Annotated in this window: 32 protein-coding genes and 1 other RNA gene; 18 read left to right on the top strand and 15 right to left on the bottom strand. The window is 64.6% G+C overall.

Annotated features, from left to right (window positions below):
- Window positions 1-137 precede the first annotated feature (137 nt).
- Window positions 138-1058, bottom strand: coding sequence for a right-handed parallel beta-helix repeat-containing protein (locus tag C8J39_RS08385; protein WP_120300053.1), 921 nt, complete (start codon window positions 1056-1058; stop codon window positions 138-140).
- 247 nt (window positions 1059-1305) lie between these two features.
- On the opposite strand from C8J39_RS08385, the gene C8J39_RS08380 reads away from it, so the two are divergent.
- Window positions 1306-2514, top strand: coding sequence for a cation:proton antiporter (locus tag C8J39_RS08380; protein WP_120300052.1), 1209 nt, complete (start codon window positions 1306-1308; stop codon window positions 2512-2514).
- Between the two features lie 141 nt (window positions 2515-2655).
- Here the strand turns inward: C8J39_RS08380 and pspF are convergent, their stop codons facing one another.
- Window positions 2656-3693, bottom strand: coding sequence for a phage shock protein operon transcriptional activator (gene pspF / locus C8J39_RS08375; RefSeq protein ID WP_120300051.1), 1038 nt, complete (start codon window positions 3691-3693; stop codon window positions 2656-2658).
- A gap of 172 nt (window positions 3694-3865) precedes the next feature.
- On the opposite strand from pspF, the gene C8J39_RS18730 reads away from it, so the two are divergent.
- The 9 genes from C8J39_RS18730 (at window position 3866) to C8J39_RS08335 (ending at window position 7080) form a co-directional block, all read left to right on the top strand.
- The gene (locus C8J39_RS18730) at window positions 3866-4009 is read left to right on the top strand and encodes a hypothetical protein (protein ID WP_165895165.1); all 144 of its coding nucleotides are present in this window, start codon (window positions 3866-3868) and stop codon (window positions 4007-4009) included.
- 53 nt (window positions 4010-4062) lie between these two features.
- Window positions 4063-4728: a phage shock protein PspA gene (gene pspA, locus C8J39_RS08370; protein ID WP_120300050.1), complete on the top strand. Its 666-nt coding sequence runs from the start codon at window positions 4063-4065 to the stop codon at window positions 4726-4728.
- Between the two features lies 1 nt (window position 4729).
- Window positions 4730-5017 (top strand): envelope stress response membrane protein PspB, encoded by a 288-nt coding sequence (gene pspB, locus C8J39_RS08365; RefSeq protein WP_120300049.1) that lies wholly within the window; start codon window positions 4730-4732, stop codon window positions 5015-5017.
- Window position 5018: 1 nt separating this feature from the next.
- The gene (gene pspC / locus C8J39_RS08360) at window positions 5019-5402 is read left to right on the top strand and encodes an envelope stress response membrane protein PspC (protein WP_056482352.1); all 384 of its coding nucleotides are present in this window, start codon (window positions 5019-5021) and stop codon (window positions 5400-5402) included.
- Between the two features lie 27 nt (window positions 5403-5429).
- A complete protein-coding gene (locus tag C8J39_RS08355) occupies window positions 5430-5741 on the top strand; it encodes a bZIP transcription factor (RefSeq protein ID WP_056058221.1) in 312 nt (103 codons plus the stop codon).
- Between the two features lie 11 nt (window positions 5742-5752).
- The gene (locus tag C8J39_RS08350) at window positions 5753-6037 is read left to right on the top strand and encodes a hypothetical protein (RefSeq protein WP_056058216.1); all 285 of its coding nucleotides are present in this window, start codon (window positions 5753-5755) and stop codon (window positions 6035-6037) included.
- A 24-nt stretch (window positions 6038-6061) separates the two neighbouring features.
- Entirely contained in the window at window positions 6062-6310 is a 249-nt protein-coding gene (locus tag C8J39_RS08345) for a hypothetical protein (RefSeq protein WP_120300048.1), read from the top strand.
- A 9-nt stretch (window positions 6311-6319) separates the two neighbouring features.
- Window positions 6320-6559, top strand: a complete 240-nt coding sequence (locus C8J39_RS08340; RefSeq protein WP_120300047.1) for a hypothetical protein — start codon at window positions 6320-6322, stop codon at window positions 6557-6559.
- 113 nt (window positions 6560-6672) lie between these two features.
- Window positions 6673-7080: a SufE family protein gene (locus C8J39_RS08335; RefSeq protein WP_120300046.1), complete on the top strand. Its 408-nt coding sequence runs from the start codon at window positions 6673-6675 to the stop codon at window positions 7078-7080.
- Between the two features lie 135 nt (window positions 7081-7215).
- Here C8J39_RS08335 and C8J39_RS08330 read toward each other — a convergent pair whose 3' ends face one another.
- Both C8J39_RS08330 and C8J39_RS08325 read right to left on the bottom strand, forming a co-directional pair.
- Window positions 7216-7524, bottom strand: coding sequence for a (2Fe-2S) ferredoxin domain-containing protein (locus tag C8J39_RS08330; RefSeq protein ID WP_183037957.1), 309 nt, complete (start codon window positions 7522-7524; stop codon window positions 7216-7218).
- The gene (locus C8J39_RS08325; protein ID WP_056058203.1) at window positions 7521-8060 is read right to left on the bottom strand and encodes a J domain-containing protein; all 540 of its coding nucleotides are present in this window, start codon (window positions 8058-8060) and stop codon (window positions 7521-7523) included. The genes C8J39_RS08330 and C8J39_RS08325 overlap by 4 nt, the downstream gene beginning before the upstream one ends.
- 216 nt (window positions 8061-8276) lie before the next feature.
- Here C8J39_RS08325 and C8J39_RS08320 point away from each other — a divergent pair, with 216 nt between their 5' ends.
- Window positions 8277-9857, top strand: a complete 1581-nt coding sequence (locus C8J39_RS08320; protein WP_120300045.1) for a SulP family inorganic anion transporter — start codon at window positions 8277-8279, stop codon at window positions 9855-9857.
- Complete coding sequence (locus C8J39_RS08315; protein WP_120300044.1) at window positions 9854-10492, top strand: carbonic anhydrase; 639 nt, start codon at window positions 9854-9856, stop codon at window positions 10490-10492. The genes C8J39_RS08320 and C8J39_RS08315 overlap by 4 nt, the downstream gene beginning before the upstream one ends.
- A gap of 46 nt (window positions 10493-10538) precedes the next feature.
- Here the strand turns inward: C8J39_RS08315 and C8J39_RS08310 are convergent, their stop codons facing one another.
- The 3 genes from C8J39_RS08310 to C8J39_RS08300 all read right to left on the bottom strand — a co-directional run bounded on the left by C8J39_RS08310 (window position 10539) and on the right by C8J39_RS08300 (window position 13836).
- On the bottom strand, window positions 10539-12560 hold the full coding sequence (locus C8J39_RS08310) for a hypothetical protein (RefSeq protein ID WP_120300043.1): 2022 nt from the start codon (window positions 12558-12560) through the stop codon (window positions 10539-10541).
- A gap of 60 nt (window positions 12561-12620) precedes the next feature.
- Window positions 12621-13005: RNase P RNA component class A (rnpB, locus tag C8J39_RS08305), an RNA gene on the bottom strand.
- A 198-nt stretch (window positions 13006-13203) separates the two neighbouring features.
- Entirely contained in the window at window positions 13204-13836 is a 633-nt protein-coding gene (locus tag C8J39_RS08300; protein WP_243649936.1) for an N-acetylmuramoyl-L-alanine amidase, read from the bottom strand.
- A 279-nt stretch (window positions 13837-14115) separates the two neighbouring features.
- Between C8J39_RS08300 and dcd the strand changes: the two genes are divergently transcribed.
- Window positions 14116-14670 (top strand): dCTP deaminase, encoded by a 555-nt coding sequence (gene dcd / locus C8J39_RS08295; protein WP_055878967.1) that lies wholly within the window; start codon window positions 14116-14118, stop codon window positions 14668-14670.
- 602 nt (window positions 14671-15272) lie between these two features.
- Here dcd and C8J39_RS08285 read toward each other — a convergent pair.
- The 5 genes from C8J39_RS08285 to C8J39_RS08265 all read right to left on the bottom strand — a co-directional run bounded on the left by C8J39_RS08285 (window position 15273) and on the right by C8J39_RS08265 (window position 18461).
- Complete coding sequence (locus C8J39_RS08285; RefSeq protein WP_056059539.1) at window positions 15273-15632, bottom strand: tetratricopeptide repeat protein; 360 nt, start codon at window positions 15630-15632, stop codon at window positions 15273-15275.
- Between the two features lie 244 nt (window positions 15633-15876).
- On the bottom strand, window positions 15877-16305 hold the full coding sequence (locus tag C8J39_RS08280) for a biopolymer transporter ExbD (protein WP_056058196.1): 429 nt from the start codon (window positions 16303-16305) through the stop codon (window positions 15877-15879).
- A 59-nt stretch (window positions 16306-16364) separates the two neighbouring features.
- Complete coding sequence (locus C8J39_RS08275) at window positions 16365-16841, bottom strand: biopolymer transporter ExbD (RefSeq protein WP_056058193.1); 477 nt, start codon at window positions 16839-16841, stop codon at window positions 16365-16367.
- Window positions 16842-16932: 91 nt separating this feature from the next.
- Window positions 16933-17727 (bottom strand): MotA/TolQ/ExbB proton channel family protein, encoded by a 795-nt coding sequence (locus C8J39_RS08270; RefSeq protein ID WP_120300040.1) that lies wholly within the window; start codon window positions 17725-17727, stop codon window positions 16933-16935.
- A gap of 53 nt (window positions 17728-17780) precedes the next feature.
- Entirely contained in the window at window positions 17781-18461 is a 681-nt protein-coding gene (locus tag C8J39_RS08265; protein WP_056058187.1) for an energy transducer TonB, read from the bottom strand.
- Window positions 18462-18685: 224 nt separating this feature from the next.
- Between C8J39_RS08265 and C8J39_RS08260 the strand changes: the two genes are divergently transcribed.
- A complete protein-coding gene (locus C8J39_RS08260) occupies window positions 18686-19582 on the top strand; it encodes a hypothetical protein (protein ID WP_120300039.1) in 897 nt (298 codons plus the stop codon).
- A 22-nt stretch (window positions 19583-19604) separates the two neighbouring features.
- Here the strand turns inward: C8J39_RS08260 and C8J39_RS08255 are convergent, their stop codons facing one another.
- Window positions 19605-19880 (bottom strand): Rossmann fold domain-containing protein, encoded by a 276-nt coding sequence (locus tag C8J39_RS08255; RefSeq protein ID WP_120300038.1) that lies wholly within the window; start codon window positions 19878-19880, stop codon window positions 19605-19607.
- A gap of 4 nt (window positions 19881-19884) precedes the next feature.
- Window positions 19885-20256 (bottom strand): dihydroneopterin aldolase, encoded by a 372-nt coding sequence (locus tag C8J39_RS08250; RefSeq protein ID WP_056058178.1) that lies wholly within the window; start codon window positions 20254-20256, stop codon window positions 19885-19887.
- A gap of 158 nt (window positions 20257-20414) precedes the next feature.
- Here C8J39_RS08250 and C8J39_RS08245 point away from each other — a divergent pair, with 158 nt between their 5' ends.
- The 4 genes from C8J39_RS08245 to C8J39_RS08230 are packed head-to-tail and all read left to right on the top strand — an operon-like array spanning window position 20415 to window position 23326.
- Window positions 20415-20942: a GNAT family N-acetyltransferase gene (locus tag C8J39_RS08245; RefSeq protein ID WP_120300481.1), complete on the top strand. Its 528-nt coding sequence runs from the start codon at window positions 20415-20417 to the stop codon at window positions 20940-20942.
- A gap of 43 nt (window positions 20943-20985) precedes the next feature.
- Complete coding sequence (locus C8J39_RS08240) at window positions 20986-21564, top strand: DUF1285 domain-containing protein (RefSeq protein ID WP_120300037.1); 579 nt, start codon at window positions 20986-20988, stop codon at window positions 21562-21564.
- Window positions 21561-22157, top strand: coding sequence for a CoA pyrophosphatase (locus C8J39_RS08235; RefSeq protein ID WP_120300036.1), 597 nt, complete (start codon window positions 21561-21563; stop codon window positions 22155-22157). Before C8J39_RS08240 ends, C8J39_RS08235 begins: the two co-directional genes overlap by 4 nt.
- On the top strand, window positions 22148-23326 hold the full coding sequence (locus C8J39_RS08230) for a CCA tRNA nucleotidyltransferase (RefSeq protein ID WP_243649807.1): 1179 nt from the start codon (window positions 22148-22150) through the stop codon (window positions 23324-23326). The genes C8J39_RS08235 and C8J39_RS08230 overlap by 10 nt, the downstream gene beginning before the upstream one ends.
- 26 nt (window positions 23327-23352) lie before the next feature.
- On the opposite strand, the gene C8J39_RS08225 is transcribed toward C8J39_RS08230, so the two are convergent.
- Entirely contained in the window at window positions 23353-25026 is a 1674-nt protein-coding gene (locus tag C8J39_RS08225) for a bifunctional diguanylate cyclase/phosphodiesterase (protein WP_120300034.1), read from the bottom strand.
- Window positions 25027-25040: the final 14 nt, after the last annotated feature.

Genomic DNA, 25040 nt, shown 5'->3' with positions numbered 1-25040 from the left:
TCGGTGCGGTGCCGCTTCCCTCCAAATCCGTCATCCCAGCGAAAGCTGGGATCTCCCCGTGACCGTGCGAGCCTATCCCAACCGGGATACCCCAGCTTTCGCTGGGGTGACGAATAGTGGGTGGGATGCGGATCAGTTCACCGCGTCTCGAACGCCCGCAACCCGGTGCCCAGCCGGTTCGCCCCCAACGCCAGCTTGTCGTGGCTGTAGTCCGCAAGGAATGCGGGGCTGCTGCTGTCCCCAGGCGACAGTCGTGCGTCGTTACCTTCGATCCGCAACCCGGTCGAGGGATACGTCTGCGCCTCTGCCGCGACCACGATCAGGCCGGTGTGGTTCTCCTTGTTGCGCCCCTGCACGAAGGTGTTGCGCGCGATCAGGCCCGTCGCGCCTTCGGGCAGGTCGATCATGTAGTTGGTCTTCTTGCCCGCCGTATCGTCGAAGCTGTTGTCGGTGATCGACACGGTCGGCACGCGCAGCTTGACGTAGTGCCCGCCGGTACCGCGCTCGAACCGCGAGTTGGTGATCGTCACACTGCCTTTGTTGGCAAGGTAGATCGCATGCGAACAGCCTGGCGATTCGTCGCACTGGCCGAGCCCTGCGAAGGTGGAATGGTCGATCAGGATCTTCTGACCGGTCGGCTCGCCGCCGAGGATGCCCTCCTGGCTGTCGAGGAACATCGCGTTGGTGACGGTCAGGTCGCCCATCTCGGTGCGGATGCCCGCCCCATTGCCGTCCGACACGCGATAGCCGCGGAAAACGAGGCCATCGACGACCGAGCCCTGCCCGCGCAGGACCAGCGCCGCCTTGTCCTCGCAGGCGACCTTCTCGAAGATCGCGGTGCCGGGCTTTACCGCCTTGAAGGTGATGTGGCCGCCGGCCTGGACCGCGCACTGCCGGTAGGTGCCCGGTGCGATCAGGATCGTCGCGGTGCCCAGCCGGATCGACGAGACCGCCTCCTGCAACGTCCCGAACCCCTGCCCGTTCACCGTGAACGGCGCCGAGCTCTGTGCGAACGCGGGGGCGGCGAACAGCGCGAGGGCGAGCAACGATCGTTTCATCCGAGATCCTCTTCGTTCCGCGGCGGTGGCCCACAGACAATATGGGCTGCGTGATCGCACGGAACGTCGCGCTTCGACCAGTGCGTCCGCCGCGCTTTGACGACGCCTGTCCCGTTATGAAGCATTGGAAAGAATGAACCGGGCTGGGTCGATCCCGGCGTCCGCATATTGCCGTGCCCGCGTCGACCGCATAATACCGCTACCGTAACAAAGCCGGCGGGGGAACCGACCGGCGCGGGGGATCCACATGCACGCCATGACGCCGACGGAGGTCTTCCTCCTCGCGATACTCATCATTTTTACCGTGCCGTATCTGGTGTGGCGGCTCGGGCGGACCGATTACTGGGCGCCGCTGGTGGTGGTGCAGATCTTTGGCGGGATCCTGCTCGGGCCGGGCGTGCTGGGGGCGGCGTATCCCGACTATTACGCGACGGTCTTCACGCCCGCGACTTTGGGCTCTCTGAACGGCATCGCGTGGTGGGCGGTGATGATGTTCGTCTGGGTTGCCGGCATCGAACTCGATCTCGGCGAGGCGTGGAAGCGCCGCAGCGAGACTGGCGTGACGGCGGGGCTGGCGCTCGCGGTGCCGCTCCTTACCGGCAGCATCGCCGCGGTGCTAATGTTGCGCTACCCAGGCTGGCGCGGGCCGGACGGTGCGACGTGGCAGGTCGTGCTCGGCATTGGCATGGCGTGCGCGGTCACCGCGCTGCCGATCCTGGTGCTGTTTCTCGAGAAGCTCGACGTACTGCGCCAGCCGATCGGCCAGCGGATCCTGCGCTATGCCAGCCTCGACGACATCGCGATCTGGGGTGTTCTCGCGCTGATCCTGCTCGATTGGGAGCGGGTCGGTCGGCAAGGCGCCTTCCTGGTCGGGTTCGCGGTCGCGACGTTGATCGTACGCAAACTGATGGCGCGGATCGAGGAGCGCGATCGCTGGTATGTAAGCCTGATCTGGCTTGCCGGCTGCGGGTTCGCGGCGGATTGGGCGGGGCTGCACTTCATGGTCGGCGCGTTCCTGTCTGGCGCGGTGCTCGATTCGAAATGGTTTACCACCGCGAAGATGGACCAGTTCCGCCACTTCGTGCTGCTGGCCGTGATGCCGGTGTTCTTTCTGTCGACGGGATTGAAGACGCAGTGGGCGGTCGGCGGTTACGCGGTGTTCGGGGCGGCGGCGTTGCTGCTGGTCGCGTCGGTCGGCGGCAAGCTGGCGGGGGTTCACGCGGCGGGACGGATCCTGAAGTGGCGGCCGGGCGAGGCGTCGGCGATCGGCTGGCTGCTCCAGACCAAGGCGCTAATCATGATCATCTTCGTCAACATCCTTCTGGATAAGAAGATCATCACGAATGAGACGTTCACCGCGCTGCTGCTGATGGCGCTGGCGAGCACGATGCTGACCGTGCCGGTGGTCGCGCCGAAGTTGAAGAAGCTGGTGGGGTTGGTGGGGAAGAGCGGGTGACGAAACACCTACGATCCTCCCCCGCAAGGGGGAGGTGGCGCCGAAGGTGACAGAGGGGGAGGCACGCGAAACCTCTGCTCCGTGTCCTCCCCCTCCGTCTGGCAAGAGCCAGCCACCTCCCCCTTGCGGGGGAGGATTAGCTCAAGCTCCCGCGTTTAGGAGGTCGTGGCGTTTCAGGGCGTGGCGGAGTTGGTCGTAGCTCAGGCCTAGCGCTTCGGCGGTGGCGCGTTGGTTGAAACGATGTTCCGACAGCGCGCGCGAGAGCAGGTCGCGTTCGAAGCGGGATACGCGGGACTTGAAGTCCGAGGGGCCTTCTTCGCACGCGACGACCGGGTCCTCGGCTTCGTCCGGTTCGGCCGCGCGCGGCGCCACAACCATAGGCCTAGGGACGGTCGAGGCGCCCGGCCGGTGTGGCGACTGGAACGGGTCAATCTCGATCGCATCGATCGGTCCCGCCTGCTCCCAGCGGTACACTGCGCGCTCGACGACGTTGCGGAGTTCGCGGACGTTACCGGGCCAGCTATAAGCGATCAGCGCGTCCATCGCTGCCGGGCCGAACCCCTCCCAGCGTTCGCGGCCCAACTCAGACGCCATGCGCCGGCCGAAATGCTCCGCCAGCACCACCACGTCCCCGGTTCGCGCGCGCAGAGGTGGCAACGTCACCACCTCGAACGACAACCGGTCGAGCAGATCGGCCCGGAACTCGTGCCGGTCGACCTTGTCCGGCAGATGCTCGTTGGTCGCCGCCACGATCCGGACGTCGACGCGCATGGGTCGCGACGAGCCGATCCGCGTGATCTCGCCATATTCGACCGCGCGCAGCAGCCGGTCCTGCGCCGCCATCGACAGCGTGCCGAGCTCGTCGAGGAACAGCGTTCCCCCGTCCGCCTCCTCGAACCGCCCTACCCGAGCCTTCGTCGCGCCGGTGAACGCGCCGGCCTCATGCCCGAACAATTCCGCCTCGATCAGCGTCTCGGGCAGCGCCGCGCAGTTCATGATCACCAGCGGCTGGTCCCACCGCGGCGACAGGCGGTGGAGGCGTTCGGCGACGAGTTCCTTGCCCGTGCCACGCTCGCCGATCACCAGTACCGGCCGGTCCAACGCCGCCGCCCGCGATGCGCGTTCGAGCGCGGCCATGAACGTGCCGGACTCGCCGATGACCTGGGTTGTTCTCTCCATGGCGAAGATGTGGCGCGAATTCCCAACTCTTGGCAAGCTTGCGGTGCCTGTCCGACGGTCGAAATCGCGCAAAGCCCTGCAAATCCGCCGTTTTCGAAACTGGCACGACACATGCAATGCTTCAGGCAACCCGCCAAATAGCGGAACCAACCATCCTTAAAGGGGACCCACCATGTTCAACACCAACATCGCCCGCACCGTCGTCGCCGCCCTCTGCACCATCGTCGCCAGCGCAACTTGCGTCATCGGCGCGGTGGGACCTGCGACCGCAACCAACATGACGCCTATCGCGGCAACCACCGCAATCGTGGCATAAGACCCCCGACGGCTCGCCAAGAGCCTAGGGCCGACCCCTGGAGTAGGATTTACATGGGCATCTTTTCCCGCACCCGCGACATCGTCGCCGCCAACTTCGCCGATCTCATCGAGAAGGCCGAAGATCCGTCGAAGATGATCCGCATGATCATCCTGGAGATGGAGGAAACATTGGTCGAGGTTCGCGCCTCCGCCGCGCGCACCATCGCCGACCAGAAGGAGATGCGCCGCCATATCTCGAAGCTGGAGCAGCTTCAGGACAACTGGACCGAGAAGGCCGAACTGGCGCTGAGCAAGGACCGTGAGGATCTTGCCAAGGCAGCCCTGGTCGAGCGTCAGAAGGCGTTCGACATGGCCGAGCAGTTGAAGGGCGAGGTCGGCGTGCTCGACGATGCGCTGCGCGCGTCGGAAGAGGACATCGCCAAGCTCCAGACCAAGCTCCGCGAGGCGCGCACCAAGCAGAACGCGGTGCAGACCCGGCTGGAGAGCGCGAACAACCGGACGCGCCTTCGGGAAATGTACAACGGCCCGAAGACGCATGAGGCGTTCAGCCGCTTCGACATCCTCGACCGCCGCGTCGATGAAGCCGAAGGCCGCGCGGATGCGATGGGGCTAGGCGTCGTCAAGACGCTCGAAGAGGAAATCGCCGAGCTGCGCAGCGACGACAAGGTCAACGCCCAGCTCGCCGCGCTCAAGGCGCGCATGAAGAAGGACGATTGAGATGGATGACCTGATGCCCGTTCTCGTCTGCGCCGTGCTCTTCATCGGGCTGCCGTGGGTGATCCTGCACTACATCACCAAGTGGAAGCAGGCGCCGCGGATCACCGAGGAGGATGAACGCCTGCTCGACGAGATGCAGGCCTTGGCCCGCCGCCTCGAGGACCGCGTGATGACCGTCGAACGGATCATCGCCGCCGACAATCCCGACTGGAAGCCGGGTCTCGGCACCACGCAATCGCCGTATCTGTCGGACCTTCAGTCCGACCGCACTTCTGATCGGAGGAACTGAGATGTCCGGCAGCCGCACACAGTTTTACCTCGATAAGCAGAACGCCAAGTGGAAGGGCGTCTGTGCCGGGATCGCCGACTATACCGGCGTCGATGCGCTCTTCGTCCGTGTCGGCATGGTCGTCCTGACACTTGCGGGGGGCTTTCCCTGGACGCTGCTGGCCTATTGGATGGTTGCCTGGATGGGCCATGCCAAGCCGATCGGCCTGTACGAGACGCCCGACGACGCGAAGTTCTGGCAGGGCGTCCGGTCGAACCCGAAGCGTTCGACCGCAGAGGTCCGCAGCAAGTTTCGCGACATCGACCGCCGCCTCGCCGACATCGAGACGCACTATACCAGCCGCTCAAGCAACAGCCTCGCGGCAGAGATCGACAGCCTGCGCTGAGACGCGGCGTCAACAGGGAGAATGACTATGGCTTGGGGTGGACCAGGTTTCATTATCGCCATCATCGCGATCACGACCGTAGGCTGGATCGTCAACAACTGGATCCGTACGAAGCACGGCTATCCGCCGAGCGACGACTGGGGCAACTCGATGAACTGGGGCGGCGGGCACAAGCAGGACCCGGCTGGCGAACGAAAGGTCGAACTGCTCAGCAGCGAGAATGAGCGCCTTACCGGTCAGGTTTCCCGCCTCGAGGAGCGGATCGCGGTCCTCGAACGCATCGCTACCGATCCCGCCGAGCGCACAGCTCGCGAGATCGACGCCCTCCGCGACCGCTGAAGGACTCGATCATGCTTAGCCCCTTGCTCATCCCGATCCTCGGCATCTGCTGCGGACTGCTGGCGATCTTCGGCGGTGTCTTCGTCAGGCCCTGGTTCGCCTACCGGCACCGCCGCATGGAACTCGACGCGCAGATGATCGCCGAGAAGTCCGCGCAATATGCGGCGCATACCGACCGCCTCGAACAGCGCGTCCGGGTGCTCGAACGGATCGTCACCGACCGTGGGATCGAGCTCTCGAACGAGATCGACCTGCTCCGCGATACCGGTCCCGCGACCGAACGCCTGGCCAACTAGACCGACCCGTTAGGAGACAAGATCATGAATGGTGGACAGGTGATGGTCGTGATGATCGTCCTGATCGTGATGATTACCGGCATCTTCAAATCGCGCCACAAGAGCGGCCGACATGCCGAGGGCTCGTCGCTGATGAACGACCCAGAGGCGGCGCGGCTCCGCGACGAGGTGCAACAGATGAAGGAGCGCATCCAGGTGCTGGAGCGCGTGATCACCGACAACCACAAGAGCGTCGATCTCGACCGAGAGATCGAACGGCTCCGCGACCGCTAGGAGGCGGACATGATCGAACCGAACATCTATATCACCCTGGCGCTGGCGAGCCTTGCGGGGCTGGCGATGATCGTCGCAGGCGGATTGGCCGGATGGCGCGGATGGCTGTCGCTGCGGCGGATGGAGCTGGATAACATGCAGGACGGCCGCATGCCGGTCGCGGTGTCGACCGGATCGCGGATCGAGATCGCGGACTTGAAGGAGCGGATCAAGAAGCTCGAGGCGATCGCTGCCGGGGTGGACCTTTAAGTCTCGCCCCGCAAGTATGTTCCCCCGCGAAGGCGGGGGTCCAGACTGGGCCCCCGCCTTCGCGGGGGAACATGATGTTGAAGCGCCAAGGCTGACCCGCTACCGCCCACGGCATGGCCACTCTCACCGACATTCGCGAGGAATACGACTTCCTTGAACCTGACGACCGCTATCGCCTGCTGATTGACCTTGGCAAAGAGCTTGAACCGATGCCGGAGGCGCTGAAGACCGATGCGACGTTGGTGCGGGGGTGTTCAGCTTCGGTCTGGGTTTATCCGACTACGACTGACGATGGTCGACTGCACTTCCTGGCGGATTCGAATGCGGCGATCACCAAGGGGATCATCGCTCTGGTATTGCTGACGGTGCAAGATCAGGTGCCGGATGCGATCGTCGCGACAGATATCAAGGCGGAACTGGCGCCGTTCGACCTGAGCAAGCAGCTGAGCTCGAACCGGACGCAGGGGATTCCGAATATGATCGCTTTGATTCGCGAGACGGCGGAGCGGTACGCCGGCTGAACCTTTCGATCCTCCCCCGCCAGGGGGAGGTGTCGCCGAAGGTGACGGAGGGGGAGGAACACGCAACAGAGGTTACCCCTTCCTCCCCCTCCGTCTGGCAAGGGCCAGCCACCTCCCCTTGGCGGGGGAGGATCGTCAGGTTGCTGCGTATTCGGTGAGGTTCGCAACGACCTCGGTCACGTCCGCACCAGCCGGGACGAGCACCCACCGATCCGGTCGAGCGCCATCGACCATCACCACTGCGTTCTTCGGGCAAACTCCGAGGCACTTGACCTTTACCACTCCGCGTTCTGCCTTGCGGCCCTTCTTGACGCCGAGTGCCTGACGCAACAGCTTCACAAGGGGCGTCCGGCCCTTTTCGCCAAATCCGCCATCGAGTTTCTTCGAACACTTGCCGCAGACGAGAACGCTGCCTTGCCAGCGACTGGCGAGGACGCGGATCACGCCGGTTTCCAGGTCCGCTGATCCTCGGCCACTTTCAGCACCTCATACGCCGCCTGCACGCCCTGAAACCGCTTCGCCGCGTCCTTGTCGTTCGGGCGCACATCCGGATGATTCGCCTTCGCCATCCGCCGCCACGCCGCGCGCACGTCCTCAAACGTCGCGTCGGGCTCGAGGTCCAGCACCTCCAGCGCGCGCATCTCGTCGCGCGAGCGGCTGCCGTCGCCCGAGCCGGCCCAGGCGTAATGCTTGGGATCGGTGTAGCCGTCCGCGGTGCGCGTTTCCGCCGCCTCGCGCTCGGCCGCTTCCTCCGCGCTCAAGCCTTCGAAATAATTCCAGCCGCGATTATATTCGCCGGCGTGGTTCATGCAGAAATACCAGCGGTCCGGGCTGTTGGGCGATTTGGGCGCCGGGCAGTTGCCGGGCTCGTTGCAGCCATGCCTATCGCACAGACGGACGGTCACCGCCTCGGTGCTTGCGCCATATTCGCGCCAGCGCGGAAAACCCCAGTCTGAAGATCGTGTCGTGCTTCGAGCCATAGCGGTCCGAGATAGGCGTCCCCACGGACAACGCAACCGCACGCAGCGATGGCGACGTAAACATGCCCGATCCGACAGTCTTCCGCGTCGCAACATTCCAACTTGAGTCAGACACCGTTCATCGATTACTGAACATGAACTATTTGTCATGTGGCATGGATAGATGCGTCCGGTGCGGACGTATTCCCGGCCGACACCTTAAGGACAGGAGCCCTGGTGCCGACTCTCATTCCAAAGCTTACCACATGGCGCGCGGATCTTCCCGCCTCCATCGTCGTCGCGCTCGTCGCGCTTCCCCTCTGTCTTGGCGTTGCGCTCGCGTCGGGTGCGCCGCTGTTCGCGGGCATCATCTCGGGGATCGTCGGCGGCATCGCGGTCGGCCTGTTCTCGAAGTCGCCGCTGTCGGTCAGCGGCCCCGCCGCCGGCCTGACCGTGATCGTGCTGACCGCGATCGAGAGCATGCCAAGCTACCAGATGTTCCTGATGGCAGTCGTGCTCGCGGGCGTTCTCCAAATCTGCTTCTCGCTGACCCGCGCCGGCATCCTCAGCGAATTCGTGCCGTCGTCGGTCATCACCGGCATGCTCGCGGCAATCGGCCTGATCCTGATCCTCAAGCAGATCCCCCACGCCGTCGGCTTCGACCGCGAGGCCGAGGGCATCTTCGAATTCACCACCGCGAACGGCATCAATACCTTCTCGCGGATCTTCGACAGCCTCAGCGCAGCCGTGACTCCGGGCGCCATCCTGATCGCGTCGGTCAGCCTAGCTTTCCTGTTCTGGTGGGACGGCGCCAAGCCCAAGGACGGCCCACTGCGCTTCGTCCCCGGCCCCCTGGTGGTCGTGCTGATCGGTATCTTCGGCAACATGCTGCTCGGTGCCGTGAAGCCCGACTGGCAGCTCCAGGCGACGCATCTCGTGCAGGTGCCGATCACGCAGACGCTCTCGCAATTTCCGTCGCTGTTCACTTTCCCCGATTTTTCCGGGATCACGATGGGCATCGTCTGGAGCAGCGCGGTCACGCTCGCGATCGTCGCCAGCCTCGAATCGCTGCTGAGCGTCAAGGCGGTCGATGAGATCGATCCGCGTCGTCGCTCGACCGACAAGAACTGGGAATTGATGGCGCAGGGCGGCGGCAACATCCTGTCGGGCCTGATCGGTGGCCTGCCCGTCACCTCGGTGATCGTGCGTTCGTCCGCCAACGTCGATGCCAAGGCCGAGAGCAAGCTGTCGACGATCCTGCACGGCTTCTGGCTGCTGGTCAGCGTCGCGCTGATCCCCGCGGTGCTCAACCTGATCCCGCTGTCGGCGCTCGCCGCCGTGCTGATCGCGACAGGCTACAAGCTGACCAAGCCCAAGCTCTACACCGAGCGCTTCAAGCAGGGCTGGACGCAGTTCATTCCGTTCGTCGTCACGGTCGCTGCGATCCTGTTCACCGACCTGCTCGAAGGGATCGTCATCGGCCTTGCGGTCGGCTTCGTGTTCGTCGTCGCGCGCAACTTCCGCACCGCGATCACGTTTGCCTGCGACGACGAGGACTGCCTCGTCCGCGCGCGACGCAACCTGTACTTCATCCACAAGTATGAATTGCAGAAGTCGCTCGCCAAGGTGCCCGACAATGCGAACCTGCTGATCGACCTGTCGTCGACCAGCTATGTCGATCTCGACAACGTCGACATCATCAACGCGTTCATCAAGGGCGCGCAGTATCGCGGCATCACCGTGCTCATCCGCGGCGATCTCGCGATGCGCACGGTCAAGCTGATCAACGCCCCCCAGACCGAGGTCCGTTTCGCATGAGGCAGTACAAGCAGCTCCTGCTCGCCAACAAGGCGTGGGCGGCCGAGATCATTGAGGAGAGCGCCGACTTCTTCCAGCGTCAGCTGGTCGGCCAGAACCCGGAGTTCCTGTGGATCGGCTGTTCGGACAGCCGCGTCGGTCCGGAGCAGATGACGATGACGCCACCCGGCAACATGTTCATCCACCGCAACATCGCCAACCTCGTCAACGACGACGACATGAACCTGATGTCGGTGCTGCAATATGCGATCGACGTGCTCGGCGTGCGGCACATCATCATCTGCGGGCATTATGCGTGCGGCGGGATCCGCGCGACGCTCGACGGCGGCACGACCGGCCCCGTCGACGACTGGCTCAGCACCGCGCGCTGCGTGCTGCACGATCATGCCGACGAGATCGACGCGCAGCCTGACCGCGAGCAGAAGGTCAACCGGCTGGTCGAGGTGAACGTCCGCGACCAGCTCGTCCGGCTCGCGCGCACCAAGACGATCCAGGGTGCGTTTGCGCGGGGCCAGGAAGTGCTGCTGCACGGCTGGGTCTACGACATCCGCGACGGGCTGATCAAACCAATGATGGAGATCGATTCGACGACCGTGCTCGAAGAGGTCGGTCGGCCGGACAAGGTGCTGGTGTAAAGCACCCCCCTTCCCACCATGGCCGTGGGAAGGGGCTGCCTTTCGCTTACGAGCCGCGCCGTGCCGAGTCTGGCAGCAGGAACTTGATACGGGTCGTCGTGGCGCCGCAACCGAGCCCCCCATCGGGACGATACGTCTTGGCGTATTTGGCCTTGGTGAAGAACTTGGTCCCCGCCTCCGAGAAGATGAACGGGGGATAGCTCAACAGGGCGCGCTGATTGATCACGTTGCCGTCCGCGCCGATGTCGAACTGAACCTGGGTCCACCCTTCGAAACCCCAACGCATCGCTTCCATCGGGAACGCTTCCGATCCCGGCTGGGATACCATCTTCGGCGGTGCATCCATGATCGCGCACTGGTTCGCGGTCAGACCACTCGACGCGAATGTCGCCCGCGCCGCATCGATCTCGCCGTTGCGCTCTTCGATCGATGCGATGCGGATCAGCGCGCCGACGCGCAGCGGATCGTTCGGCTTCAAGGCTTTGTCGTCCGCCACTTGCCGAAGCGTAACGATCGCCGTGTCGTTCTTCTCGGATTTTCGCGTCCGTGCGACGGCGCCGTCGACCATCATCAACCGGATCGCCGCCCGCGCCTGCGGGTCGTTCGCGTAGACGGGTTCCGATACCATGGGCGTCAGCGTCCGTTCGAATACCCCCGGCCGCCAGATGTCGGTCACCGCATCGACGCGTCCTGGCAGGTCGAACGTCAGCCGCGCACTAGGCGGTGCATCGTTGGCGACCGCGATCGACAGCGCCCGCGCAGCCAAGGCCGCACGCTCTTCCCGCGCTACCGTAGGATTGTTCGTCAGGCGATAGATCGCGGCGAGCGTACGCAAACCATTAGGCGATTGGGCGGTCGCCGATGCGAGTTCGGCGCGCTGTCCGGCGAGTGCTGCCGCCTGCGAGCCGGTCGGTGCAGGAGCGACCGTGACGCCCTTGCTGGAAAGCCACTGTTCCAGGACGTCGTCCAGTCCGTCGTCGATCGACGGCCGTTCGAACGCGGTCGAACAGCGCATCTCGACCCGCACGTGATAGCGATAAAAGGCCGGGATCGCCTGGACCTTTTCGGCAGGCCACGACCAACCCTTGACCGCCCGCGCGAACTCGAGCGCGACCTGGCCGCCACCCGCGGCATAGATCGGCGCCGCCTGGTCGATCGTACCGTCGGACGCGATGTTGAATTCGACCACCGCGACGTCCTGCGGCTTGAGACCGGCATCGCCGCCACAATCCGGCGAGCGCATTTCCGCGGCAGGATCGAACGATCCCTTCACCATGCGTCCGGCACCAGTATAGGCCATGTAGCGCCGCGCTTCGTCGGCATTGCCGCTCAGCAGGAACGCGATCGCGGCATCGGAGCGCGCCGATGCGTCCATGATATCGACCTTGTCGGTTTCGAGGCCGCCGAGAAGCCGGATCGCCTGCAACGCGCTGGCGCGGGCACCGGCGATGTCACCGGTGTTGAGCTTCAGGAGGGTCCGCTCACGCGCGAACCGCGCGGCGACGCTCTTTTCGAGCTTCACCGTGCCGACCAACGCGTCGCTGCGTGCCAACGTCGCCGCCGCGGCGGTGGGATCGATGAATATCTGCGCGGTCACCAGCGAGAGCATGGCCCCGAGCTTATCGGCGGTACTGATCGCGCTCGCCTCCGCCTGCTGGAGTGCGGTCACGGCGCCCGCATAATCGAGCGTATCGGTGGCGACCTGGCCGAGGATGAGGAAGGCGCGCGTCCGATCTTCTGCAAGACTGGCATCGTCCGCCGGCAACAAGGCGAGCCCTGCCCGTGCAGCCTTAACCGATTCGTCAGCGCGGTTCAGGGCGAACAGAGTCGGCGCCTTGCGGACTAGCACGATACCGCGACTGCGTGATCCGGGCTTGGTTCGCGCTTCCAGTTTCTCCCAGGCCGCCAGCGACGCCGCGCGGTCGGATTTCGCATCCAGCGCCGTTGCTGCGTCGAAGTCCTGCTGAATTGTCGTCGCCGACGACGGTGTCTGCGCCCCAACGGGGACTAGCGCACCCGCCACCGCCAACACGCCTGCACCCAACAGCGCGATCGTCCTGATACGCATTACATTCCCCACGTCGCAGCCCAGCGTTATTTGTGCGCAGTCTGCAATGGTTCGGGGAAGGATGCCAGAGGGTCTGTAAGCCGGGTTCTGTCCATTTCCGATCCTTCGATACGGAAGTTAGGCGACCATTCCTCTAGGACGACGGTTGCCCGTCGCCTCAAGCAATCAACCCGGGTGACGAGCTGAAACGAAGCCCATGTGCCACCCCTATTCGATCTTGCTCCCGGTGGGGTTTGCCGTGCCGCCCCTGTTGCCAGGCGCGCGGTGCGCTCTTACCGCACCCTTTCACTCTGACCGCCCCGACCGAGGTCGAGGGTTGGCCGTCTGCTCTCTGTGGCACTTTCCCTGAGGTCACCCTCGCCGGGCGTTACCCGGCACCGTCGTTTCGCGGAGCCCGGACTTTCCTCGCGTGTCCGAAAACACCCGCGGCCGCCCGACCCTCTGGCGAGGCGAGCCCTAGCGCGGGCGCGGGCGATGCACCACCGTTTTTAGCGGGGGCACTCTTACAGGCGAAACGCTCTCCCCTCCCTGGAAGGGAGGGGTCGGGGGTGGGTAGGCTTCCGCATCATGGAACGGTTACGACAAAAGCTGGCCGACCCACCCCCTGCCCCTCCCTTCCAGGGAGGGGAGACCGTAGCGTTCGTCAGTCGTCGCCCATTGGCTTGGGCAGCAACAACGCCAGCAGGATGCATCGGCACTCCGCATCGACCTCGCCGTCGACCAGTTCGGGACGGAAGCGCCGCTGGAACGCCATCGTCGCCGCCATTCGGTTCTCGACGTCATAGCCGAAGCGTTCGAGCGCGAGGCAGAAGCCGCCTTCGGTCCAGCCCGGGTCCATCAGATTCTTGGTCGGTCGCGGCAATGCCAGCCGGCGCCGTGCCAGTTCGTGCCACGGGAACAGCTCGCCCGGATCGCGCTTGCGGACCGGGGCGATGTCCGAATGGCCGACGATGTTGCCGCGCGTGATCTCGTGGCGATCCTTGATCTCGGCGACCAGCTGCACGACCGATGCGATCTGCTCGAGCGGGAACGGGCGATAGCCGAACTCGTGGCCGGGATTGACGATCTCGATGCCAATGCTCGCCGAGTTGACGTCGTCGACGTCGCGCCAATGCGACTTGCCCGCGTGCCAAGCGCGCTTGTCCTCCGCGACCATCCGGAGGACGGTGCCGTCCTCCTCGACCAGGTAATGCGATGACACCTTCGCCTCGGGATCGCGCAACCGGGCGATCGCCGACGCGCCGTCCTTCATGCCGGTATAATGCAGCACGATCATCGTGATGGGCAGCGATCGATCGTCGAAATTGGGTGACGAGGTCTCGATGAACTTCAAGCCAGCTTCCCTTCTAGCCGTCGGGCCAGCACCGATGGCGCAGTCTCGACCGCGATGACCGTGACGTTGCATTGTGACGCCACCGCTCGACCGCATCAATAGCCTACGCGCGTAAGCAGACGCTTCGTGGAGAGGTGCGGACGGGGCTGCACGTGATTCGGCGCGTCCCTCTTGCCGTCGGCCGGCATCCGGGCGAAAGCCGCTCGCGAAAAGGGAGTTGCCATGTCCGTGATGTCCGACCGCTGGATCCGCGAGCGCGCGCTGGGCGATGCGATGATCGAACCGTTCCACGAAGCCCAGCGCCGCGACGGCTGCATCTCGTACGGGCTGTCGTCCTACGGCTATGACGCGCGCGTTGCCGACGAGTTCAAGATCTTCACCAACGTCGACAGCGCGATCGTCGACCCGAAGGACTTCGCCGCGAACAGCTTCGTCGATCGCAAGACCGACGTCTGCATCATCCCGCCGAACAGCTTCGCGCTCGCACGCACCGTCGAATATTTTCGCGTGCCGCGCGACGTGCTGGTAATCTGCCTGGGTAAGTCGACTTATGCGCGGTGCGGGATCATCGTCAACGTGACGCCGCTGGAGCCGGAATGGGAGGGGCATGTGACGCTGGAATTCTCCAACACTACGCCGCTGCCGGCCAAGATCTATGCGAACGAGGGCGCGTGCCAGTTTCTGTTCCTCAAGGGGAACGAGCCTTGCGAAGTGAGTTATGCGGACCGGGCAGGGAAATATATGGGGCAGCGGGGGGTGACACTGCCGCGGCTTTAGGGCTTGGGCTTGGGCTTGGGCTTGGGCTTGGGCTTGGGCTTGGGCTTGGGCTTGGGCTTGGGCGAGACCACGGCAGACGGTTGCTCAGCGTCAAAGCTGATCTAATTGCTCCGTGTCGCCGAACTGCGCGATTCCGCGACGCTCCCCGCAACTTGGCAGCCACTTGTCGGCAGTGGGTAAACGGCAGGCTCTTCTAGCCAACCTCCCCGGCGAAGGCCGGGGTCCAGGTAGTGAGATCTCGGTGACGAAGCTCACCGCTCAGTTGGCAGCGGCTCCCAACTGGGCCCCGGCCTACGCCGGGGTAGTGAGATGCTTGTCTTGGTTGACGGGGTTTCCGGCTGCTAACGACCGTAAGGTCGCAAGCGGACAGAGCACAACACGTCGTCGGATTGCCGCCTAATCGCAGTACCTTCCAACCGCCGTCATGGAGCTCAGATCGAACGGTGACGTACCTTACGGCTGATAGCTGTTCGCCGCTGTGCACATACGTTCAACCGCTTCCTCAGCTTGTTTCCCCGCGAAGGCGGGGACCCAGTCTGGGCTCCCGCCTTCGCGGGGAAACAAGGTAGTACGCGACCTTCTTGGACGGCGCGAGCCAGTCGTCAGCGAGTCGCAATCTGCTGCGAATGGCGCGCCAAGGCACGGCTGGCCAGATCGTGCGATGACGCCACTGCGCCCGATGGCAGGTCCATCGCGACCGCGGGACGGTCCAGCACCGCCGCATACAGCGCGCGTGCCTCCGACTCGCGGCCGGTACGATGATAGACCGATGCCAGGTTGAGCATAAGTTCGGGACGCTGCGGGAAGATTTTCCGCTCGGCGACGATGCGCTGTTCTGCCGTCGACAGGTCGCCTGCCGCGATCGCGACATAGCCAGTGCGATCCGTCGACGCGGACTGGTCCGCCAACGCCGGCGTGGCTGCACCCAGGGTTGCTAGAACGAACAGGACGGTCTTGCGCATCATCCATCTCCACTGACCTTCGCGTATCGGAAGGTTTCATTTTTGTGACAACGGTGTGTCACTTCGATGACTGTCATACAAGCACATTGATCAAGTTCGGTCCCGCGAGCGGATTATCGCCTCTCGATGCACCATGACGCGTTTCGCGGCTCCGGTTCGTCCGCCGTCCAGCGACGACCGCGCAACAAAAAAGGGCGGTCCCGGAGGACCGCCCTTTGGACGTTCGATACTGTATGCAGACGACTTAGAAAGCGTTGCGATACTGCTCGTTGCCGATGAAGCCGAGCTTGGTGATCGCGGACCGCTTGATGACGGCCAGCGTGCGATCGACCACTTCATACTTCGATTCGGGATCGGGCTGGAAGTGGAGTTCGGGCTCTGGCGTCATGCCGGCGGACTGGTCCAGATACTGGCGCAGCGTGACCTCGTCGACCGGCGAACCGTTCCATGCGACCGTACCGGCGGGATCGATCGAGATCTTGTTCTTCTGTGGATCGACCGGATTCTGCGGCTGGTTCTTGCTGTTGACCGGAAGGTCGACCTTCACCGCATGCGTCTGAATGGGGATCGTGATGATGAACATGATGAGGAGAACGAGCAGGACGTCGATCAACGGCGTCATGTTCATTTCCATCATCGGCGCGCCATCTTCTTTGCCGCCGCTCATTGCCATCTTATACTACTCCTAAATACGTCCGAGCGATCATCAGCGTTCGGCATCAGCGTTCGCCATCAACGTTCAGTGGTGCCGCCGGGAGGCGGTTCGGAGATGAAGCCGACGCGGGCGAACCCAGCCTGCTGCATCGTGTAGATCGTTGCGCCGATGCAGCGATACGGTGCGTTCACGTCACCGCGGATGTGAGCCTCGGGCAATTCGAGACCAGCCGCGTTGACACCGCCTTGACGTGCGATCTCAGCCTTCAGCTTGTCGACGGCACGCTGCAGCAGCTCTTCGTGAGTCACCGGCGAAAGACCCCAGTACACCTGGCACTGTCCGCCAGCCGACGTTACCGACAGCGAGACGTTCTCAGGCTTGGTCATCGTCGGATCGAACCGAACATCCGGCAGCTTCAGCTGCACAGCCTGGACCGCGACAGTCGTCGTCACCAGGAAGATGATCAGGAGCACGAGCATGACGTCGACCAGCGGCGTCGTATTGATGTCCGATATCGAACTCTCGGTGGAATCGCCACCAACACTCATCGCCATGTGCGAACTATCCTATCCATATAATCGCCACCGGAACCGCCGGCGGCAATGAAGCGGGGCGGCTGCGAACAGCAGCCCCGCCTTTCGCGTCTTAGTTGGCGCGCGGTACGCCACCGGTCTGGCCGGCAGTCGTGGTCGTCGAGGCAGGCTTGGCCGAAATCGGCTTAGCAGCCGTTGCGATCGACGGACGCACTGCGCCGTTCGAGGCAAGGAAGCCGAGCACGTCGTTCGAGAAGGCCGACAGGTCCTCTGCGATCGACTTGTTGCGGCGCTGCAGCCAGTTGTACGACAGAACGGCAGGAACCGCGACGACCAGACCGAGGGCGGTCATGATCAGTGCTTCACCGACCGGCCCTGCGACCTTGTCGATCGATGCCTGACCCGATGCGCCGATCTTCACGAGCGCGCGGTAGATGCCGATAACCGTACCGAACAGGCCGATGAACGGCGAAACCGAACCGACCGTTGCGAGGAAGGCGAGACCGCCACCCAGCTTCGAGTTGATCGCAGCTTCCGAACGCGCCAGCGAACCGTGCAGCCAGTCATGCGCCTCGACCGGATCGGTCAGCTTCGAATGCTGATCCTGAGCGGCCAGACCGTCGTCGACGATCTGCTTGTAGGCCGAGTTCTTCTCGAGCTTGGCCGAACCTTCGCGAAGGCTGTTCGACGACCAGAAGGCCTGACGGACGCGCTTGCCCTGGCCGATGATCTTCTGCTGCTCGAACAGCTTCGAGAACAGGATGTAGAACGACACGACCGACATCAGCACGAGAATGCCGAACACGGTCTGCGAAATCAGGCCGCCTTCGCGAAGTGCGGCTTGCAGGCCGTACGGGTTGGCGTCGGCTGCGGCGGGCGCTGCCGCTGCAAGAATGGTGGTGATCATGTTCGCTTAGTCCTCTGACTGAATTTTATCTGGTGCGGTTGACGTAGGATGGATCATTCCTGAGGCAGGACCCACCTGATGTTCAGCTGGTACGACGACCCTACGGCATTGCCGTTCTCGTCCTTGGCAGGCGTGAAACGCACCCTCGCCTTGGAGATCCGGCAGGTCGCATCATCCAGCGTCGTGTTGCCGCTGGACGACGTCACCGAACAGTCGGTCACGCGACCATCCGTACCGATCGTCAGCTTCGCGGAAACGCGACCCTGAGCACCCTCGCGCTGTGCCGACGGCGGATAATTGTCCGCGCCGAAATACTGCCCTGGGTTACCCTTGAGACCAGCAGCCTGCGAGACACGTGGCGTCGGCGGCGGTGCCGGCGGCGCTGGTGGTGCGGGCGGCGACGGCGGTGCCGTCGGCTGGAACCGAGGAATGATGCTCGACGTCGTCAGCGCGGGCGCTGGCTGCGGCGTTACCACGACTGGCGGCGGCGTCACGACCGTGGTCGGTGGCGGCGGCAGGTTTGGCTGGTCGGGTGGCGGCGGCGGGGGCTCGTCGGGCGGAGGCGGCGGCGGTGGCGGCTCCACGTCGAACGTCGTCATCTTTTCCTGGGCCTTTTTCACGTACTGGTACGCGAGGCCAGTGACGAAAGCATAGCCCAAGGCCGCATGAATCAGCGCGACGATCACGATCGCAACGATTTTGCCTCCGGACATCTTTTGGTCAGTATAGGCCATTCAGAAACGACACTCCCTTAATCTGCCTGCTCCGTACGCACGTGCCCGCAATGGGTACGCGGCACATGCGTCTGCCGTTGGCCGGAATAACCACGGGGCAGTGAGCAAGTCCTATCGCCACGTTCTGCGACACGCAAACGCTTTGTCGGACGCAACAAACGTACAACCATAGGATGGCAGAATTATTTCTGTATCGTTCAGCTTGCGTAGCGTAGCCTGAAGACATGAATCTTCTCTTTCACGTTACGGCTTCGGCCCTCTCCGTCATCATCGCGGCAACTCCTGTAAGCGCTCAGGAAACCCCGACTGCACCCCGGGTTTTCGGCGATAACGCGGGTGCGCCGCAGGGTGCGGTGCAGCGCGAAGCGGCTGGCGGCATTGGATATTCCGACATCGCCGACCTGGTGCTTTCCGCCCCCGTGATCGCCGACGCGACCGTCCGGTCGACGACCAAGATCAAGCCGGCCGAGGCACCGAATCTCGCGGCGGGGCATGTCAGACTATATGTCGAGGTCGATGTCACCGCGCTGGTCCGCGGCGCCGACGGGCTGCCGCCGCGAATCGGGTATCTGCTCGACGTGATGCCCGACGCAGCCGGCCGGGTGCCGAAATTCAAGAAGGCGCGCGTGCTGATCTTCGCCAGACCAGTGCCCGGCGCGGTGAATCAGGTCCAGCTGGTCGCGCCCGACGCGCAGCTCGATTGGACGCCGACCGCAGATGCGCGCGCACGAAAGATCGCCCGCGATGCCCTGGCGAGCGATGCGCCGCCGGTCATCACCGGCATCGGCAACGCGTTTCACGTGCCGGGCGCGCTACCCGGTGAAGGCGAGACCCAGATCTTCCTGACGACGGCCGACCAGCGCCCGGTGTCGCTGTCGGTGCTACGTCGTCCCGGCGAACAGCCACGCTGGGCGGTTGCGCTGAGCGAGATCGTTGATGAATCGGCGGCGCCCCCCGCCCCGGAGACGCTGCTGTGGTACCGGCTGAGCTGCGCCTTGCCGCAGGCCTTGCCGGATCGGAGCACGGGATCGCTAGAGGCAGCCGATGCGACGATCGCACGCGAGGATTACGCGTTCGTCCTGGCCGCGCTGGGGCCGTGCGGACGGACTCGGAAAAGCTGAACTACCCTGGGAAGCGCGCGGGCTAGCCGACCGCCAGTAATTGTCCGGTGGTGGAGCGCGCCTGCTCGAGAAACGCTACCGCGGCCTCAACATCGGCGTGTCGAGCCGCCTCGGCCGGTGCCACCGCATTCACGCGAACCGCTGGCGCCAACTCGATCGCGAGGGGGCCGATCGCCGCCCTCGCCTGCGCCATCATCAGCGGATCGAGGTTCGCGGGGATCAACACGATCCGCGATTCGCCGATCGCGTCACGGACGAGCGCCGCGATGTCCCCGCCCGGCTCCAGTGTCAGCAGCATGCGATCAGCGGCGGTGGCGGACGAGGGTCACGCCGATCGCCTCGTCGGCTTCGGCGATCGCGAGCTTCACGATCTTGACCATCACCCGCAGGACGCGGGCATCCTGCAAGAACAACGTCTCGCAGATGTGATCAGCAACGCCTTCGATCAGCGTGAAATGCACGCCGGGCGGCAGCGCGGTAGTCGCGGCGTTCTTCAGGTCGAGATAGTTCTTGGATGCCGATAACGGCGTATCCGGCGCGAAGTGTCTCGGGCAGACCATGTCCACGGTCAGAGAAATCCGCAGCGGCTGCGGCAGGTGCGTCTCCTCCGAATAGATGCCGGTCAGGACCTGCACTTCGAGATCGTGGACTTCGAGTTGGAGACTGTCTTCCATCTGCGCGCCTCTAGCAGACGCACCGCGAGATGAAAGTCACACCGTTCGCGCCGGGTCGGCCGAGCGACGGTCCGGTTATCCTTGCGTTCAGCGTCGCCAAGGCTAAAGCGCGCTGCCCTTCCCGCGTGTACGCGGCGCAGTCCGGGCCGGAGATGCCGTTGATCACTCTCGTTCCCCTGGCCAGCATCAACCCGACAGCGGTCGAGATGCTGCTCGATGCCGCTTTCGGCCCGGATCGGTTCACGCGGACCGCGTACACGATCCGCGGTGGCACGAAGCCGGTCGCCGCGCTCAGCTTCGCCGCGGTCGAGGATGGCGTGCTGGTTGGCTCGATCCAGTGCTGGCCGATTGCGCTGGTCGACGACGACAGACTGTTTCCGCTAATCATGGTCGGCCCAGTCGCCGTGGTACCCGACCATCAAGGCGATGGCATCGGTCGTCGCCTGATGACGCAGGCGCTCGATGCGGCTGCCTTCACGGGGCTCGACGATGCGCTCATGCTGATCGGCGATCCCGACTATTACGGCCGCTTCTTCGGCTTCTCCGCCGACCGCACTGCACGCTGGGCCGCCCCCGGCCCGGTCGAGCGCCACCGCCTGCTCGCGCGCGGCGATGCCGTACCGGACAGCACCGGCATGCTAGGCCCGCGCGTTGCGGAGACCATGCCGGTCGCCGCATCCGCATAAGCCACCGCTTTACCTCCGCCTCCTGCCCGCCTAGTCCGCCGCCATGCCCATGGATGCCATCCCCGATATCGCCTCGCTCAGTCTCGCCGAAATCGCGAAGCTCGTCGAAGAGGCCAAGCTCCCGCCGGTCGAGAAATGGAACCCGACGCACTGCGGCGACAGCGAGATGCGGATCGCGCGCGACGGCACCTGGTATCACCAGGGCTCGCCGATCGGCCGCCCGGCGATGGTTCGGCTGTTCTCGACGATCCTGCGCCGCGAACCCGACGGCAGCCATGTCCTCGTCACCCCGGTCGAAAAGCTCGATATCGAGGTCGAAGACGCGCCGTTCATCGCGGTGGAGATGAAGGCCGAGGGTAGCGGTCGCGATGCGAAGCTCGCCTTCCGGCTCAATACCGGCGACCTCGTTACGGCGGGTCCGGAGCATCCGCTGCGCTTCGTCGAGGACACGACCGACGGAGATGGCGGTCCGCGCCCGTATCTCGCCGTCCGCGGCGGGATGGAGGCGCTGGTCGTCCGCTCGGTCTATTACGAACTCGCCGAGCGCGCGATCGCAGACGACGCAACGCCCGCCGGCCTGTGGAGCGACGGCGCATTCTTCCCGCTGGAGCCCGCTGCATGAGCCTGACGGAACGGATGGCCGCGGCGCTGGCAAAGGGCGCCGGGTCGCACATGATCCTGCTTACCGGCGACCAGCATGACGGCGACCTTACCGCCGCCGACACGTTGCTGCCCGCCGCGGTGCTGATCGCGGTGACCGACCGCGCCGATCCGGGCGTGATCCTGACGCAGCGCACCGACACGATGAGCCGCCACCCCGGCCAGATCGCGTTTCCCGGCGGTCGGATCGATCCCGGCGAGGACGTCGTCACCGCCGCGCTGCGCGAGGCCGAGGAGGAGATCGCACTTCCTCGCAACAAGGTCCGGGTGATCGGCGAAGCCGACAGTTATCGCACCGTCACCGGGTTCCAGGTGACGCCGGTGATCGGCGTCATTCCGCCCGACCTGATCTTCACCCCGAGCGAGGCAGAAGTCGCCAGCGTGTTCGAAGTCCCGCTCGCGTTCCTGCTAGACGAAGCGAACCATGTCGAGGCGACGCTCGAATGGCAGGGCCACGACCGGCATTATTACGAGATCATGTGGAACGAGCGCCGTATCTGGGGTGCGACTGCGGCGATGATCGTCAACCTCGCCCGCCGCCTGAGGTGGTCTTGATACTCCCGGCTGCGCCGTGGCGCGAACGGGACGGCCTCGATGCGCTGACGAAGGTTCTCGGCGCGGCGGAGGGCGAGTCGCGCTTCGTCGGTGGTGCGGTGCGCGATACGCTGCTCGGGATCGACGTCGCCGATGTCGACATTGCCACGCGCTTGCCCCCGCAGGAGGTGATCGAACGACTCCAGGATGCGGGGATCAAGGCAGTCCCGACCGGCCTGGCGCACGGTACGATCACGGCAGTCACCCCCGCGGGTCCGGTCGAGGTCACGACATTGCGCCGCGACGTCTCGACCGACGGCCGGCATGCGATCATCGCCTATACCGACGACTGGCGCGAGGATGCTGCGCGGCGCGACTTCACGATGAACGCGCTCTACGCCGATCCCGCGACGGGCGAGATCTTCGATTATTTCGGTGGTCTCGACGATCTGGCGGCGCGGCGCGTCCGCTTCATCGGCGACCCGTTGCAGCGGATCGCCGAGGATCACCTGCGCATCCTCCGCTTCTTCCGCTTCCACGCGCGGTTCGGCACTACGATCGACCAAGCCGGTCTCGACGCCTGCACCGCGCGCGCGAACGACCTGATGGCGCTCTCCCGCGAACGCGTGGCGAGCGAAGTCCTGAAGCTGCTGGTCGCCGCCAACGCCGTGCCCGTAGTCGCGCTGATGGTTGAACGCGGCATCTTCCGGGCGGTATTGCCCGAGATAGACGCCGGGGGAGCGGCGCGTCTCGGCGTGCTAGCCGAGCGAGAGACGGGCGCTGGCATAGCACCGAATCCGATCCGCCGCCTCGCTGTGGCGATCGCGCCTGCCGCCGCGGAGGCCGTTGGAGCGAGGCTGAAGCTGTCGAACGTCGACCGCAAGCGCCTCATGGCAGCCACTGCGGGGCCGGGTGAGGAAGGCCCGCTCGCCTTGGCCTATCGTGTCGGTGTGGCCGGCGCGGTCGACCGTCAGCTCATCGCTGGCGAAGACGTGTCCGCAATCACGGACTGGACACCGCCTGCGTTCCCGTTCTCCGGCGGGGCTCTAGTCGAACGTGGACTCCGCAAGGGGCCGGACGTGGCTGCGATGCTGCGCCGGGTCGAGACGCAGTGGATTTCGGAAGGGTTTCCGGGCGCCGAGCGCGTGGCGGTCATTGCCGACGGACTGGTGGCGGAGGTTTCCGCCTAACCCGATTGAGCCGGCGTGGGCGCCAGTCAGTTCATAGCAGTTATAGAGTTGATCATCGCATACGCCGCATCCGGCTCCAGCGGTCGCGCGTAGAAATAGCCCTGCCCGTACGTGCACCCCAGCGCCGCGAGCGTCTGGGACAGTTCATGCGTCTCGACCCCCTCGGCCGTCGTCCGCATCCCCAGTGCCTGCGCCAGACTGAGGATAGCGCGGACGATCGACACCTTGTCGCGGTCCGCCAGCATGCCCGTCACGAAGCTTCGGTCGATCTTGAGGATGTCGATCGGCAGCTTCTGGAGATAGGCGAGGTTCGAATACCCGGTACCGAAATCGTCCATCGCCAGGTTCGTCCCGAGCGCTTTCAGCGCGTGCATCGTCCCGGCGATCCGGTCGGGATCCGAGACGATCGCGCTCTCGGTCAGTTCGAGCGTGAACCGATCTCCCGACAGCCCCGTCGAGTCCAGCGCCGCCTGCAGCACCGGGGCGATCGCATCACGCTGCAACTGGATCGCCGACAGGTTGACGGCGAGCCTCACCCCACACGGTCCGCCGTTCGTCGCGTCCCAGCGCGCCAGCGTCTGCGCCGCTTCCTCGATCGCCCACCGCCCCAGCGGCACGATCAACCCCGATTCCTCGGCGACCGCGATGAATTCGGTAGGCGAATGTTCGTGGCCATCCTTGTCGGTCCAGCGCGCCAGCGCTTCGAACGACACGATCCGGCCGGTCGCCAAGTCGCAGATCGGCTGATACGCCAGCCGCAGATCGCGGTGCTCGATTGCGCGACGTAGCGCGGTCTCCATGCCGAATTGCGCGCGGGCGATCGCGAAATCCTGGACCTGGTAGAATTCGGCGCGACCACTCACCTTCGCGCGTTTTACCGCAAACTGCGCGTGGCGGACCAGGTCGACATTGTCGCCGGACTCATCGGCACCGAAGGCGATACCGACCGAGCACTCGACGTTGATCTCGTAATCGGTCAACCGGAACGGCGTTTGCAACGTCCGGTGGATCCGCTCGGCCAGCGCCTGCGCCTCCTCGCGATCCTGGTCTATCGATATCAGGATACCGAATTGATTCCCGCCAATCCGCGCCAGCGTGTCGCGCGCGCGCAAGGCACCCTTGATCCTACGCGCCACCGTGATCAGCAATTCGTCTCCCGCCAACGAGCCAAGGCACGAGTTCAGCCGGCCGAACCGATCGAGGTCGATCGCAAGCACGGCCCTGACCGTATGGTCTTCTAGCTCCTCGATCAGGTCCGCGAACCCTTCCCGGTTCAACAATCCCGTCAGGCTGTCAGTCGTCATCTCGCGACGCAGACTGCGCTCGGTCTGGACCTGCGACGTCAGGTCGATGAAACTGATCGTACACCGTTCCCGGAATATGGGATCGGATCGTGCGATCGTGACGCGGTAATGGCGGCAGTCGATCTCGTTGCCCAGGACCCAATCGAAGTCGGACCTGATCCGCTGCGAGCCGAGAAACGCCCGGATCCGGCCGCCGAGCTCGGCGATCATCGGCGAGCGTTCCGCAACGACGCCGAACCCCGCCAGACGATACGCGCGATTCATCGCGAACAGCTCGAGTTGCCCCGCGTTCAAGACGATATGAACCGCGGGGATCGGCACGAGTTCAAGCCCGCGTGCGACCATATCACTCGTCACGATCGGCTTTGCAGTCTGTTCGAGGGCGGTCGATGGCATGCTCCCCGGTACCG

Origin of the sequence: Sphingomonas sp. PP-CC-1A-547 (assembly GCF_003610375.1) — a bacterium.
Lineage (GTDB): Bacteria > Pseudomonadota > Alphaproteobacteria > Sphingomonadales > Sphingomonadaceae > Sphingomonas.
Note: the sequence above shows the minus strand (reverse complement) of the source record. Positions and strands in the feature narration are given on the sequence as shown.

Coding starts and splice junctions, on each gene's coding strand:
- C8J39_RS08385 (WP_120300053.1), bottom strand. CDS start 1,058: ATGAAACGATCGTTGCTCGCCCTCGCGCTGTTCGCCGCCCCCGCGTTC.
- C8J39_RS08380 (WP_120300052.1), top strand. CDS start 1,306: ATGCACGCCATGACGCCGACGGAGGTCTTCCTCCTCGCGATACTCATC.
- pspF (WP_120300051.1), bottom strand. CDS start 3,693: ATGGAGAGAACAACCCAGGTCATCGGCGAGTCCGGCACGTTCATGGCC.
- C8J39_RS18730 (WP_165895165.1), top strand. CDS start 3,866: ATGTTCAACACCAACATCGCCCGCACCGTCGTCGCCGCCCTCTGCACC.
- pspA (WP_120300050.1), top strand. CDS start 4,063: ATGGGCATCTTTTCCCGCACCCGCGACATCGTCGCCGCCAACTTCGCC.
- pspB (WP_120300049.1), top strand. CDS start 4,730: ATGGATGACCTGATGCCCGTTCTCGTCTGCGCCGTGCTCTTCATCGGG.
- pspC (WP_056482352.1), top strand. CDS start 5,019: ATGTCCGGCAGCCGCACACAGTTTTACCTCGATAAGCAGAACGCCAAG.
- C8J39_RS08355 (WP_056058221.1), top strand. CDS start 5,430: ATGGCTTGGGGTGGACCAGGTTTCATTATCGCCATCATCGCGATCACG.
- C8J39_RS08350 (WP_056058216.1), top strand. CDS start 5,753: ATGCTTAGCCCCTTGCTCATCCCGATCCTCGGCATCTGCTGCGGACTG.
- C8J39_RS08345 (WP_120300048.1), top strand. CDS start 6,062: ATGAATGGTGGACAGGTGATGGTCGTGATGATCGTCCTGATCGTGATG.
- C8J39_RS08340 (WP_120300047.1), top strand. CDS start 6,320: ATGATCGAACCGAACATCTATATCACCCTGGCGCTGGCGAGCCTTGCG.
- C8J39_RS08335 (WP_120300046.1), top strand. CDS start 6,673: ATGGCCACTCTCACCGACATTCGCGAGGAATACGACTTCCTTGAACCT.
- C8J39_RS08325 (WP_056058203.1), bottom strand. CDS start 8,060: ATGGCTCGAAGCACGACACGATCTTCAGACTGGGGTTTTCCGCGCTGG.
- C8J39_RS08315 (WP_120300044.1), top strand. CDS start 9,854: ATGAGGCAGTACAAGCAGCTCCTGCTCGCCAACAAGGCGTGGGCGGCC.
- C8J39_RS08310 (WP_120300043.1), bottom strand. CDS start 12,560: ATGCGTATCAGGACGATCGCGCTGTTGGGTGCAGGCGTGTTGGCGGTG.
- C8J39_RS08300 (WP_243649936.1), bottom strand. CDS start 13,836: ATGATCGTGCTGCATTATACCGGCATGAAGGACGGCGCGTCGGCGATC.
- dcd (WP_055878967.1), top strand. CDS start 14,116: ATGTCCGTGATGTCCGACCGCTGGATCCGCGAGCGCGCGCTGGGCGAT.
- C8J39_RS08285 (WP_056059539.1), bottom strand. CDS start 15,632: ATGCGCAAGACCGTCCTGTTCGTTCTAGCAACCCTGGGTGCAGCCACG.
- C8J39_RS08280 (WP_056058196.1), bottom strand. CDS start 16,305: ATGGCAATGAGCGGCGGCAAAGAAGATGGCGCGCCGATGATGGAAATG.
- C8J39_RS08275 (WP_056058193.1), bottom strand. CDS start 16,841: ATGGCGATGAGTGTTGGTGGCGATTCCACCGAGAGTTCGATATCGGAC.
- C8J39_RS08270 (WP_120300040.1), bottom strand. CDS start 17,727: ATGATCACCACCATTCTTGCAGCGGCAGCGCCCGCCGCAGCCGACGCC.
- C8J39_RS08265 (WP_056058187.1), bottom strand. CDS start 18,461: ATGGCCTATACTGACCAAAAGATGTCCGGAGGCAAAATCGTTGCGATC.
- C8J39_RS08260 (WP_120300039.1), top strand. CDS start 18,686: ATGAATCTTCTCTTTCACGTTACGGCTTCGGCCCTCTCCGTCATCATC.
- C8J39_RS08255 (WP_120300038.1), bottom strand. CDS start 19,880: ATGCTGCTGACACTGGAGCCGGGCGGGGACATCGCGGCGCTCGTCCGT.
- C8J39_RS08250 (WP_056058178.1), bottom strand. CDS start 20,256: ATGGAAGACAGTCTCCAACTCGAAGTCCACGATCTCGAAGTGCAGGTC.
- C8J39_RS08240 (WP_120300037.1), top strand. CDS start 20,986: ATGCCCATGGATGCCATCCCCGATATCGCCTCGCTCAGTCTCGCCGAA.
- C8J39_RS08235 (WP_120300036.1), top strand. CDS start 21,561: ATGAGCCTGACGGAACGGATGGCCGCGGCGCTGGCAAAGGGCGCCGGG.
- C8J39_RS08225 (WP_120300034.1), bottom strand. CDS start 25,026: ATGCCATCGACCGCCCTCGAACAGACTGCAAAGCCGATCGTGACGAGT.